This window comes from Longimicrobium sp. (genome assembly GCA_036387335.1).
In the GTDB taxonomy this organism is placed as follows: domain Bacteria; phylum Gemmatimonadota; class Gemmatimonadetes; order Longimicrobiales; family Longimicrobiaceae; genus Longimicrobium.
Window position 1 is genome coordinate 1 of record DASVTZ010000105.1, and the last position, 11,530, is coordinate 11,530.

13 protein-coding genes are annotated in these 11,530 nt (G+C 69.7%); 11 read left to right on the forward strand and 2 right to left on the reverse strand.

Features of this window, described 5'->3' with window-relative positions; all coding sequences use genetic code 11:
• The coding region (locus VF647_09020; protein HEX8452223.1) for an IS1634 family transposase at window positions 1-1,329 on the reverse strand (1,329 nt) is incomplete at its 3' end.
• 220 nt (window positions 1,330-1,549) lie between these two features.
• Here VF647_09020 and VF647_09025 point away from each other — a divergent pair.
• Entirely contained in the window at window positions 1,550-1,741 is a 192-nt protein-coding gene (locus VF647_09025) for a hypothetical protein (GenBank protein HEX8452224.1), read from the forward strand.
• 14 nt (window positions 1,742-1,755) lie between these two features.
• Here the strand turns inward: VF647_09025 and VF647_09030 are convergent, their stop codons facing one another.
• Window positions 1,756-3,984 (reverse strand): GGDEF and EAL domain-containing protein, encoded by a 2,229-nt coding sequence (locus VF647_09030; protein HEX8452225.1) that lies wholly within the window; start codon window positions 3,982-3,984, stop codon window positions 1,756-1,758.
• A gap of 296 nt (window positions 3,985-4,280) precedes the next feature.
• Here VF647_09030 and VF647_09035 point away from each other — a divergent pair, with 296 nt between their 5' ends.
• The 10 genes from VF647_09035 (at window position 4,281) to VF647_09080 (ending at window position 11,521) form a co-directional block, all read left to right on the forward strand.
• Window positions 4,281-4,898: a trimeric intracellular cation channel family protein gene (locus VF647_09035; GenBank protein ID HEX8452226.1), complete on the forward strand. Its 618-nt coding sequence runs from the start codon at window positions 4,281-4,283 to the stop codon at window positions 4,896-4,898.
• Window positions 4,899-4,912: 14 nt separating this feature from the next.
• Window positions 4,913-5,866: a DUF2809 domain-containing protein gene (locus VF647_09040; protein HEX8452227.1), complete on the forward strand. Its 954-nt coding sequence runs from the start codon at window positions 4,913-4,915 to the stop codon at window positions 5,864-5,866.
• 115 nt (window positions 5,867-5,981) lie between these two features.
• Complete coding sequence (locus VF647_09045) at window positions 5,982-6,953, forward strand: amidohydrolase family protein (GenBank protein ID HEX8452228.1); 972 nt, start codon at window positions 5,982-5,984, stop codon at window positions 6,951-6,953.
• Window positions 6,954-7,023: 70 nt separating this feature from the next.
• Window positions 7,024-7,479 (forward strand): GNAT family N-acetyltransferase, encoded by a 456-nt coding sequence (locus VF647_09050; protein HEX8452229.1) that lies wholly within the window; start codon window positions 7,024-7,026, stop codon window positions 7,477-7,479.
• Window positions 7,480-7,496: 17 nt separating this feature from the next.
• Window positions 7,497-8,261 (forward strand): DUF5995 family protein, encoded by a 765-nt coding sequence (locus VF647_09055; GenBank protein HEX8452230.1) that lies wholly within the window; start codon window positions 7,497-7,499, stop codon window positions 8,259-8,261.
• 21 nt (window positions 8,262-8,282) lie between these two features.
• Window positions 8,283-9,038: a class I SAM-dependent methyltransferase gene (locus VF647_09060; GenBank protein HEX8452231.1), complete on the forward strand. Its 756-nt coding sequence runs from the start codon at window positions 8,283-8,285 to the stop codon at window positions 9,036-9,038.
• A 62-nt stretch (window positions 9,039-9,100) separates the two neighbouring features.
• Window positions 9,101-9,643 (forward strand): hypothetical protein, encoded by a 543-nt coding sequence (locus tag VF647_09065; protein ID HEX8452232.1) that lies wholly within the window; start codon window positions 9,101-9,103, stop codon window positions 9,641-9,643.
• Window positions 9,640-10,338, forward strand: a complete 699-nt coding sequence (locus VF647_09070) for a hypothetical protein (protein ID HEX8452233.1) — start codon at window positions 9,640-9,642, stop codon at window positions 10,336-10,338. The genes VF647_09065 and VF647_09070 overlap by 4 nt, the downstream gene beginning before the upstream one ends.
• Before the next feature lie 23 nt (window positions 10,339-10,361).
• Window positions 10,362-10,871 carry an HXXEE domain-containing protein gene (locus tag VF647_09075; GenBank protein ID HEX8452234.1) on the forward strand — a complete coding sequence of 170 codons (510 nt, stop codon included), beginning with the start codon at window positions 10,362-10,364 and terminating at the stop codon, window positions 10,869-10,871.
• A 113-nt stretch (window positions 10,872-10,984) separates the two neighbouring features.
• Window positions 10,985-11,521, forward strand: a complete 537-nt coding sequence (locus VF647_09080; protein ID HEX8452235.1) for a hypothetical protein — start codon at window positions 10,985-10,987, stop codon at window positions 11,519-11,521.
• Window positions 11,522-11,530 lie beyond the last annotated feature (9 nt).

Consider the following 11,530-nt stretch of genomic DNA (forward strand, 5'->3'; position numbering starts at 1 on the left):
CCAGAGATCCCGGTAGCCGAGGACCAGCTCTTCGGCCGGCAGGCCGAGCTCGTTGGTGACCAGCACGTACTTGCCGTCGTGCCGGGCCGCGGCTCGGACGCGGGCGGGGTCGATCCGCAGCTTTCCATCCGCGCCCTTCGCCAGGTAGCGTGCGTAGCCGGGCTTGGTGAGTAGCGATCGGCCGGCGCGCGTGGTTCCGGATGCAGCGCCCTTCCTCCGGTCGGCGAGCGCCGCCCCGAGCCGCTCCAGGATCGTGGTGCGAGTGCGGGCGTCCCGCTCCGCCCGCGCCTCGCTGCGGCAGAGCAGGTAGCGCAGGGTGCGGGCTCCGTCCTCGATCTGCGTATCCTTGACGCCGAGCCCCTCGCGCACCGGGCGGTAGCGGCCGCGCAGCGAGAGCAGGCGCGCCTCCAGCGCGGGATCGGTCCGCAGCGGAAAGCCGAGAAGGTACTTGAGGCGGCGCGATTCGAGGAAGTCGAGGTTCGCCTGGCTCACCATCCCCCGGTCCCCCACGAACAGGAAGTGCCGGGGCCGCAGGCCCAGGAGGTCTCGCGTGACCTCTTCCACCGTGCTCACGTCGATGCGGTTGCCCGGATAGATCCAGTGACGCACCGGGATGCCGTCGCGGTTGATCGCCAGCGCGACCACGATCTGCGGCAGGTCCGGACGCTTCTTCTTCGAGTACCCGTGGCGCCGGAGCCCTCCCTCGGGGTCCGCCTGTTCGAGGTGGAAGCTGACGCTGGTCGTGTCGTAGAAGAGGACCGAGACGTCGGCGCTGAGCAGGTCCGTCACCTGGAAGTACAGGTGCTCCTGCAGCTCGGGCATCCCGGCGTGGAGGAAGTCCATGGCGCGATACAGGTGCTGCACCTCGATCTCGGCGCCGCCGCGGTCGAGCCCTGGAATCCAGGCGCTGGCGCCGGCCCAGCGGGAGCAGGCGAGCTTCGAGGCCGGAGCGAGCGCACGGTGCGCGACGAGGGCGAAGAGCGCCCGCTCCACCGGCTGCGCGAACGCGCGCGCTTCGAGCGCGTGGGTAAAGAACCGGTCCAGCCCCAGCTCCCTCCAGAGCGAATCGAGGAGGTGCGTGCCCCCGAACGTCCACGTGCGGGTCACTTCCAGGCCCGGGGCAGCCGGCGGCGCAGCGGGATCGAGATACCCGCCGAGCTGGTCTACCAGACGCTGGATCTGCTCGAGGTCGAGCTGGTCCGTGCGTCCAAAGGAGTGGAGGATGCGGGTTTGCACACGGCCCTGCGCGTCCCGCTCGCCTTCGACGAGCTGGAGGTAGCGGGTGTCAGGGCCGCGCTTGCGCGGTGAGACGACTTCGCGGAGGTACATGTGCAACAGGATAGATGATATCCTGATGCGGAGTCAAGGTGGATTATAAATCCATGTACAACAAGTTTTCGGCAAATCCAACGATTTCGGGTATAAAAGTCCAGCATTGGCGCCAATTCGGTCTGCCGCGTGTAGCTTTAACTGTCGAACACCTGCTGTACGCATCCCGCGATAAGAGGTAGACTCAAATCTCCCTCTCTCCTCTACCGCACGAGAACCTATGTCCGTGAGTGCCAAGCAGCTGCTCCGCGAGGCGGTGGAGCGGCTCCCGGAGGATGCGACCGTGGAGGATGCCATGGATCGGCTGTACTTCGTCTCGAAAGTCGCTCGCGGGCTGCAGGCCGCCCATCGCGGTGACGTGGTGACGCACGAGGAAGCTCGCCGTATCCTGCTGGAGGACCGGCGGGGCTGAACGAACGCCTGCCTTTACGCAGTAACGGGTGTGCCGGGGGTGGCGGCGAGGAGGCGTTCGGCGTCGGCGGGGGTGAGGGGGCGGGCGAAGAGGAAGCCCTGGCCGAAGCGGCACCCCATCCGCAGCAGCGCGCTCGCCTCCTCCTCCGTCTCCACGCCCTCGGCGACCGTTTCCAGGTGCAGGATCTCCGACAGCGAGAGGAGCGTGCGGATCACCGCCTCCAGCGCGGGGTCGGAGCGCATCTGGTGCACGAAGGAGCGGTCGATCTTGAGCGTGTCCAGCGGAAGCCGGTGGAGGTAGGCCAGCGAGGAGTACCCCGTGCCGAAGTCGTCGATGGCCACGCGCACGCCCGACGCCCGCAGCCGGTGCAGGAGCGGCCCGACGGCGGCCGGGTCGTCCATGATAACGCTCTCGGTGATCTCCAGGTGCAGGCGGTCCGGCGCGAAGCCCGTCTCGCCGAGCAGATCCTGGATTTCCTGCGCGAGGGCGGGACGCAGGAAGTGGCGGGTGGACAGGTTCACCGAGAGCCAGAGCTCCTCCATCCATGGGTGCGAGCCGCGCCACGCCTGCATCTGCCTGCACCCCTCGCGCAGCGCCCACCGCTCCAGCGCCGTCACGATCCCCGTCTGCTCGGCCAGGGGGATGAAGTCGGCGGGAGAGCAGAGGCCCAGGGTCGGGTGCTCCCAGCGCATCAGCGCCTCGAAGCCCACCAGCTCGCGCGTGTCCAGGCGGACAACGGGCTGGTAGTGCAGCCGCAGCTCGCCGCGCCCGGTCGCGTGGCGCAGCTCGCCCTCCATGGCGACCTGGGCCAGCGAGTGGGCGTGCAGCTCGTCGTCGGCCACCTCGAAGCGCGACCGGCCCCGGGCCTTGGCGCGGTACATGGCCGCGTCGGCGTCGCGCAGCGCGTCCTCGGGGCGTGCGAAGCCGGTGGAGCTGACGGCGATCCCCATCGACACCGTGACCACCACCGGCTCCCCGCCTGCGTCGATGGGCGCCACGAGCGCGTGCTGGATGCGCTGCGCCACCAGCGAGGGCTCGTCCACGTCCTCCACCAGCAGCGCGAACTCGTCGCCGCCCAGCCGCGCCACGCTGTCGCCGTGGCGAAGGCACTGCTCCAGCCTGCGCGCCACCACCGTCAGCACCGCGTCGGCCGCAACGTGGCCCACGCGGTCGTTGATGACCTTGAAGCGGTCCAGGTCCAGAAAGATGACGGCGAAGTGGAACGCCGGCTGGCGGTGCGTGCGGGCGATGGCGCGCTCCAGGCGGTCCAGGAAGAGGGCGCGGTTGGGGAGGCCGGTGAGCGAGTCGTGGAGCGCGTCGTGGACGAGCTGCTCCTCGAAGCGCTTCCGCTCGGAGATGTCGGACTGCGATCCCACCATCCGCACGATCGAGCCGTCCGGGCCCACCACGCGCACGCCGCGCACCAGCACCCATCGCCAGCTCCCGTCGCTGTGGGAGATGCGGTGCTCGGACTCGAAGTGCGTGCCGACCGGGCCGCCTGCCGGGAAGAGCTCCGCGTCCACCCGCGCGCGGTCGGCGGGGTGGATGCGGCCGAGCCAGGCTTCGGGGCCCTCCTCGTCATCCGGCGCGCCGGCGATCTCGCGCCAGCGCGGCGAGAGGTAGAGGGTGCCCGCGGCCACGTCCCAGTCCCACAGCCCGTCGTTGGCGCCGAGGGCGGCGAGCGCGTAGCGTTCCTCGCTGGCGGCGATCTCGAGCTCGGCGCGCAGGCGGTTGCGCACCACCACCCAGAACAGCCCCAGGATCGCCACCAGGTAGCTGGCGAAGAGGAGGGGGCTCATCCGCGGCTCGGCTACGCGTGACGCGACCACCGTAACCGCCGCCAGCGTGGCGAGCCCGTAGATCGTCAGCGAGATGGTGCCGCGGAAGAGCATGCTGATGACCGCCACGATCACCATCAACCCGAGCGCGTACTCGGGCGCGAAGTCGTTGAGGTCCATCAGCAGCACGACCCAGCCGGTCACCGTCGCGAACGTCACGTGCATGACGAAGACGAAGCCCGGCCGGCCCGGTACGTACGAGGCGATGTACAGCGCGGCGCACACCGCGGCGACCACGAAGCGGTACGACCACGGGTCGTTCGCCCCCGGCATGGCCACGCGGTACACGCCCCCGAATCCCAGGATGCAGGCGACCGCCAGCAACGCGATCAGCCGGAGGGTGAGCGCTTCTTTTTCAGGAAGACCGGCGGCCACGTGGGACGCCGGACGAACCGGGAGGGCCATGCTTACGGCGGTGAGGGGAGCCGTGGACGGGGCGGTTCAGCCCGGGCGGTCTGGCCGGGGCTGTCCATCCTGCGTGGGAAACAGGTGCAGGACCGGAGGAGGATACCCGCGTTTCCCTACAGTCGCAACCAACTCGTTGTTCCCAACGTTGGACATCCGCGGCGCCGGCGTCCATAATGGCCGGGGCACCGCCGGCGACTTCGGCAGCTTGGCCCGCACGTTACCTCGTCCGAGCTTCCGATACGAACCGCTCGGAATGGAAAAGGAATGGCGCCGCTCTTGATGAATCCCCGCGCGTGACCGTCTACGTCCTGGACCTGCTCGGGGTGGCCGTGTTCGCCATCAGCGGCGCACTCTCGGCCGGGCGAAAGGGCCTGGACCTGCTGGGCGTGCTCGTCATCGCGGTCGTCACGGCCATCGGCGGCGGCACCACGCGCGACCTCCTCCTGGACCGGCACCCCATCTTCTGGATCGCCGATCCCACCTACCTGGTCGTCATCACCGTCGCGGCGCTGCTCACCATCGTCTACGTGCGGCTGTGGCCGGCGCCGCTCAACTCGCTTCTCATCGCGGATGCCCTGGGCCTGGCGCTGTTCTCCATCATGGGCGCCCAGGTGGCGGAGGCCGCGGGGCTGCCGGGGATCATCGTGGTGCTGATGGGGACCATTACCGGGGTGGCGGGCGGCGTGCTCCGCGACGTGCTCAGCGCCGAGGTCCCGCTGATCCTGCGCCGCGACATCTACGCGACGGCCGCCATCGCCGGTGCCACGCTCTACCTGCTGGTGCAGGAGGCGGGGGTCGGCCGGCCCGCCGCGGCGGTGCTGGGGATGTTGGCGGTCGCGGTGCTCCGGCTGCTGGCGATCTTGCGCGGTCTTCGCCTGCCGGTCTTCCGCCTGCCGGAGGAACCGCGATAGCTTTGAGCGCCCGCATGTCTCCTGAGCTCCGCGCGCGGGCCGCGTACGCCGCGGTTGCGATCGCCACCATCGTAGCCGGACTGGCGGTGCACCTCGGCGGCCTCCCCTTGTCGCCCGCCGTGCGCGACGTGGCGGGGGATGCGCTGTGGGCGGCGATGCTCACCTGGTGGATCAGCGCCCTCGTGCCGCGGATGGCGCTCGGCGCGCGGGCCGCGGTTGCCCTGGCCGTGTGCGTCGCGGTGGAGGCGAGCCAGCTGTATCATGCACCCGCGCTGGATGCAGTCCGCGCCACCGGGCTGGGGCACCTGGTGCTGGGGAGCGGCTTCGACCCGCGCGACTTCGCGGCGTATGCGCTCGGGGTGCTCGGGGCGGCCGCACTCGAGCGCGCGTGGCGCGGGCGTACCACCGCGGCCAGATGTCTGACGCGCCATCTCAGGACCACCAGCCACCCGACCATCGCCATGCCAGATCTTCAAACCGCGCTCCAGGCGAATCACGAAGCAGTGCAGGCATTTCTCGCGTCGGCGCGGGCGCTGCCGCCGGACCGGTGGGATCGGCCGCGCGCGGAGGGCAAGTGGTCGCCGGGGCAGATCGTCGAGCATCTCGCGCTGGCGTACGAGACCGGCGGCGAAGTTCTCCATGGCCGCTCGCCAGGCAAGGCCCCGCCACGGTTTCTGCGGCCGCTGATCCGCACGCTGCTGCTAAAACCCGTGCTGTGGCTCGGGCGTTTCCCGACGGCCAGCAAAGCGCCTTCGGTGATGCGGCCAGGTACCTCCCCCGGGCCCGCGCCCGTGCTCCTGGATCGCTTCGAGACCGCTGTGGCGGCGTTTGAAAGCGCCGCGAGAAACCTGCGTAGCCCCACCGTCGACCACCCGGCGTTCGGCCGCCTTCCCGTCGTCGATCTCGTGCGGCTGCAGGAGATCCACACGCGGCATCACCACCTGCAGCTGCCGTACGACGCCGCCTGACCCGCTGCTGCGCACTTGACGCACGCGGGACACCTATGCTAGTTATCGAGCAAGGTGCTGCTTTTCCACCACCATGGTGAAAAACCAGCATCCCCGCCCCCGAGGAGATCCCTCCATGTCCACCCAGCTCCGCTTTCGCATCCTGGCTCGTCTGTGCTGTGTGGCCGTCGCGCTGAGCACGGGGTGCGCGCATGCTCGCGCGAGACCGGTGGGCGACTTCCACCAGCACCTGTTCGGGCCGGGGACGCAGGCGCTCTCGCCTACCCTGGAGCGGGTGACGGCACCGCGGCTGGTCGCGCTGCTCGATTCGGCGGGGATCCGGTACGCGGCCGTGTTCTCCATCGCGTACCAGTTCTCCAACCCGAACCGGCCTCCCGTGGCCGACGAGTACGCGCGGGTGCGTGCCGAGAACGACTGGACGGCGGAGCAGGTGGCGCTCTTTCCGGGGCGCCTCCGCGCCTTCTGCGCGGTGAATCCGCTCAGCGACTACGCACCCGTCGAGATCGAGCGGTGCGCGGCGGATGCGCGGCTGCGGACGGGGCTGAAGCTCCACTTCGGGAACTCGGACGTGCAGCTGGACCTGCCGGAGCAAGTCGAGCGCGTGCGGCGCGTCTTCCGGCTGGCCAACGAGCGGCGGATGGCGATCGTGGTGCACATGCGCCCTTCGGTCACGCGGCAGCGCCCGTACGGCGCGGCGTACGCGGGGACGTTCCTCACCGAGATCCTTCCCGCGGCGCCGGACGTCGTGGTGCAGATCGCGCACCTCGCGGGGGCCGGCCGGCTGGACGATGCACCGGTGGAGGCGGCGCTCGAGGTCTTCGTGCGGGCCGCCGCCGAGCGGGACCCGCGAATGAAGAACGTGTGGTTCGACGTCTCCGGGCTGGGCGGGCTCGGCGAATCGGCGGAGGTGTCGCGGCGCCTCGCGGCGAGCATCCGGCAGCTCGGCGTACAGCGCGTGCTGTTCGGGTCCGATGGAGCCGTGGGCGGCAACTCGCCGCTCGCTACCTGGAACGCCCTCCAGAAGCTGCCGCTCACCGAGAGGGAGTTCGCCACGATCAAGCGGAATGTGCCGCCGTACATGCGATAGCTCCATCGAGGGCCTTGCCACGCACCGCGCCGCGAACGACTCTTCCCCGGACGCGGAAACCGGGGGCACGATGCGAGTGGTGAGGCTGGGCGAGGGCGACCGCGACGTCGCGAGGCGTTTGTTCACGCTGATGGCGGAGGTGTTCGACGAGGGATGCGAGCCGCTGGGCGATGCATACCTCGACCGCCTTCTCGCCCGAGAGGAGTTCTGGGCGGTCGCGGCCTTCGACGACGACGAGCTGGTGGGAGGGCTGACCGCGCACACGCTGCCCATGACGCGGTCGGAATCGGCGGAGATCTTCATCTTCGACATCGCCGTGCATGCGGACCACCAGCGCAGGGGCGTCGGACGGCGGCTGGTGACGATGCTGCGTGAAGACGCCGCGCGCGCGGGTATCGAGACCATCTTCGTACCGGCGGACAACGACGACGAGCACGCGCTCGACTTCTACCACGCGCTTGGAGGAGACCCCGCGCCGGTCACCATCTTCACGTTCTCGTCCACGGACGATTCCCCACACGCCTGACTCCCTCCACGGCATCCATGCAAGCCTCCGCGCCCCAGACCATCGACGAGATCATCGCGGCCCTCAACGCCATTCTGGACAGGGCGTTGCGCGAGGGGGAGCGCATCGGCTACTTCGCCGCGCTGTACGAGCGCGTCACCACCAACGTGCGGCGTGCGCTGGTGGCCGGCAACGTGTTCCAGGACAACGCGCGCATGGAGCGGCTGGACGTGGTGTTCGCGAGCCGCTTCCTCCATGCGTGGGAGCAGCACTGCGCGGGAGCCCAGCCCAGCCGGAGCTGGCAGGTGGCGTTCGGCGCGCTGAACGATCCCACTCCGCTCGTCGTGCAGCACCTGCTCCTGGGGATGAACGCGCACATCAACCTGGACCTGGGGATCGCCGCGGCCACGGTAGCGCCGAACCCCGCCGAGCTGGAAGCGCTGTGGCCCGACTTCAAAAAGATCAACGAGGTGCTCTCCCGCCTGGTGCGCGTCGTGGAGGATGAGCTCGCCGAGATCTCGCCCCGCCTGGCCCGCATCGAGGAGATCGCGCCCTCGCTGGAGGACCGCATCTTCGACTTCGGCATCGACGTGGCGCGCGACTTCGCCTGGGCGCTGGCCAGGGATCTCGCGCAGTCGCCGGCCGACCAGTGGCCACGCGTGATCGCGCAGCGGGACGCGACGGTCGCGGAGCTCGGGGGCGCGCTCTACCCGCTGCACGGCCTGGCCGGCTTCGCGGAGAAGTGGATCCGCGAAGGGGAGTCGAACGACATCCGCTACAACATCCAGGTCGTCGCCGAATGAGCGTATCGGCGGCGGGGCGGCATGGCTGAGTTCGCGGACCACTTCTCTGGCGCCGCCGCCGAGTACGCGCGCTTCCGCCCGCGCTACCCGGCGGCGCTCTTCGCGTACCTGGTCTCGCTGGTGCCGAACCCGGCGCTCACCTGGGATTGCGCCACCGGGAGCGGGCAGGCCGCCGTCGCGCTCGCAGAGCATCTTCCGCGGGTGGTCGCCACCGATGCGAGCGCGGAGCAGATCGCGCACGCGGAGCCGCATCCGCGCGTCGAGTACCGGGTTGCGCCGGCAGAGCGGAGCGGACTGGAAGCGGCTTCGGCGGATCTGGTCACGGTCGCGCAGGCGCTGCACTGGTTCGACCTGCCCGCCTTCTACGCGGAGGCGGCGCGGGTGCTGCGGCCCGGCGGCGTGATCGCGGTCTGGTGCTACGGGCACATGGTGATGCCAGACACGGCGTTACAGCAGACGCTCGACCGCTTCTATTCGGAGACGGTCGGCCCTTACTGGCCCCCGGAGCGCCGGTTGGTCGAGGAAGGATATGGCGGGCTGCACTTCCCCTTCATCGAGATCCCGGCTCCTTCCTTTGCGATGGAGATGCGAACGAGCCTGGACGGACTGCTCGGCTACCTCGGCACATGGTCCGCGACGCAGCGATACGTCCAGGCAACCGGCCGCGATCCGCTCCCGGAGCTGAGGCCCGAGCTGGAGAAGCATTGGGGCGATCCCCAGGCGCAGATCACGGTGCGCTGGCCTCTGTCGTTGCGCGTCGGGCGCACGCGCGGCTGATTAAGGTGCATTCACGCTGAACCTTCTTGTTCCGCTCAGCTCGTCCAGGTACATCGACACCAATGCGAGCAGTCTCACTCGAATCGCTGCACACCCTGCGCGACCGGATCGCGTCGCTCCAGGTGACGCGATGCCGCATGTTCCACGAGCGCGTCCGCATCGAAAACGGAGCCGTTCTGCGGGTGTCGCGCGGCGAGCCGGAGCCGGCCCTGGTGCGCATCGGTCTGTGCAGCCCCGAGGTGCGGGCGCGCAACCTGGCCTGCGGGCACACCATGGCGCGCTACGTCCTGCTCGATGCCGTGCAGGCGCTCCATGCGGCGGGCATGCTGCCGGAAGATGTACGGGCCCGTCTGCAGCGGGAGGTGGAGAGCGTCTCCGATGGCATACACCTGCTCGATCACCAGAAAGGACACGCCGAGCGGCATCTCGCCCTCTCAACCGAGGCGAAGCAGGAGCCGTCTCAAGGAGCCGCGGAGGTCAGGCGCCTGGAAGAGCAGCACGACGCATACGCCGAGCAGATCCGCGCCCTGCGGCGCACGGTGTTGGCGCACCTGGAGGCTGCTCTCGATGGCGGTCGTGTCCCTGAGCTCACGGCTACCCGGTGACTGCAAGGGAGCCGGTCGTCCTCAGCTGGAGCGGCGGGAAGGACAGCGCGCTCGCCCTGGCCCGGCTGCGTGCCGATCCGCGCATCGAGGTGGCCGGGCTGCTCACGACCGTGACGGCGGAGTACGACCGGGTGAGCATCCACGGGGTGCGCCGCACGCTCCTCCACGCGCAGGCCGATGCGCTGGGGCTGCCGCTCCAGGAGGTCACCCTCGCGCCCCAGAGCACCAACGAGGCGTACGATGCCGCACTCGCCAGCGCGTTCGGGGAGCTGCGCGATCGCATGCCCGACGTGAAGCAGCTGGCGTTCGGAGACATCTTCCTGGAGGACGTGCGGCGGTATCGAGAGGAGCGAGTGGAGGCCCTCGGCTTCGGCGCAACCTTCCCGCTCTGGGGCGAGCCGACGAGCGATCTGGCGCGGGAGGTGTTCGCGAGCGGCATCGTGGCGCGGCTGGTCTGCGTGGACACGCAGGTGCTGTCCGCGACGTTCGCGGGGCGCCCGTACGATGCGGTGCTCCTCGCGGAGCTCCCCGCCGATGTGGACCCGTGTGGCGAAAGGGGCGAGTTCCACACCTTTGTGTCCGCGGGGCCGGGGTTCCGGCGGCCGGTGCCCTACACGGTGGGCGAGGTGGTGCTGCGCGACGGGCGGTTCGCGTTCTGCGACCTCGTGCCCAGCAGCCGCAATCAGGGTCCCTGATGATCGCGATTGGGAGCTCGTCGTTGCCCCGTAAGACCGCGCTCTGGCTCGTTCCCCTCCTCCTGCTGGTGCACAACCTGGAGGAGGCTCTGCTCATGCCGCGCTTCCTCCCGCTCGATCCGGCCCGCTTCCCCGCCGCGCTGCGGCCGCTGGTGCCCGAGGTCAGATACGCGCAGTTCCTCCCCGCCCTGGTGATCTTTACGCTGCTCCCCTTCATCGTCGCGGCGCTGGGGAAGCTGGAGGCTCGCGGCGCCCGAAGCGTCTTCATCCTGCTGGTGGTGCAGGCGGTGATGCTGGTGAACGTCGCGTCGCATATCGGTTCCGCATTCCTGCTGGGCGGCTACTCCCCCGGCCTCGTAACCGCGCTCCTGCTCAACCTCCCCTTCTCCATCTACCTGCTCCGCCGGGCGGCCCGGGAGGAGTGGATCAGCCGCCGCGCGCTGCTGAGCCTGCCCCTGGCGGCGGTGCTGGTCCACGGACCGCTCCTGATCGGGCTCTTCGTGCTGAGTGGCTGGCTCGCGAACGCGGGGTGACGGCGGTGCTCGAGTACGCCACTCTTGCGCTTCGTGCCCCCTGCGGCTGAGGTTGGAGGCGTTCGGCGATCGCGGAGCTGGTCGAGTTCCCGGAGAATAGGAATAGCGTGCATATGAGCTTCGCGTACGCCTCGCCCGCGCTGTTCTGGCTTCCAATCATCATCCTCGGATTTCCGCTGATCCTATGGATCGGTTTCGCGAGCACTCTGGCCAGGAGGGACGCCGTGGACCGGCCGAATCGAATCCCGCAGTGGTACGGATACTCCGTCTGCCTGGTGTGCGTCGTCACGCTGCTGTTCGCCAGCATCGCGGTGGTGAACAGCTTCTTCACGCTCGCGAACCCGGTCCAGGGCGAGAACGACTTCGGGCCGTCGCTCTCGTCGTTCGAGGCGTATCGGGCCACCTACCACCAGTCTCCCTTCCTGGACGAGTCCGAGCGGGAGTCGCTGCGAAAGGCGCCGCCGGGCGAGGCCGAGCTGCGCCGGCGCTTCGAGGCGCTCAGGCTCGATCGCACCGAGCGGAACCGCTACCAGGCGCAGCGCTCCCTGGTGACCAGCGGGCTGCTGAGCCTGATCGCGGCCGGGCTCTTTCTGCTGCACTGGCGATGGCTGCGGCGGCTGGATGACGGGTTCGCCCCGCCTCCGGCTTGAACGCCTGAC

Bases quoted from the DNA above. Each gene is read 5' to 3' on its own strand.
- VF647_09025 (HEX8452224.1), top strand. From the start codon at position 1,550: ATGTCCGTGAGTGCCAAGCAGCTGCTCCGCGAGGCGGTGGAGCGGCTC.
- VF647_09030 (HEX8452225.1), bottom strand. From the start codon at position 3,984: ATGGCCCTCCCGGTTCGTCCGGCGTCCCACGTGGCCGCCGGTCTTCCT.
- VF647_09040 (HEX8452227.1), top strand. From the start codon at position 4,913: ATGTCTCCTGAGCTCCGCGCGCGGGCCGCGTACGCCGCGGTTGCGATC.
- VF647_09045 (HEX8452228.1), top strand. From the start codon at position 5,982: ATGTCCACCCAGCTCCGCTTTCGCATCCTGGCTCGTCTGTGCTGTGTG.
- VF647_09050 (HEX8452229.1), top strand. From the start codon at position 7,024: ATGCGAGTGGTGAGGCTGGGCGAGGGCGACCGCGACGTCGCGAGGCGT.
- VF647_09055 (HEX8452230.1), top strand. From the start codon at position 7,497: ATGCAAGCCTCCGCGCCCCAGACCATCGACGAGATCATCGCGGCCCTC.
- VF647_09060 (HEX8452231.1), top strand. From the start codon at position 8,283: ATGGCTGAGTTCGCGGACCACTTCTCTGGCGCCGCCGCCGAGTACGCG.
- VF647_09065 (HEX8452232.1), top strand. From the start codon at position 9,101: ATGCGAGCAGTCTCACTCGAATCGCTGCACACCCTGCGCGACCGGATC.
- VF647_09080 (HEX8452235.1), top strand. From the start codon at position 10,985: ATGAGCTTCGCGTACGCCTCGCCCGCGCTGTTCTGGCTTCCAATCATC.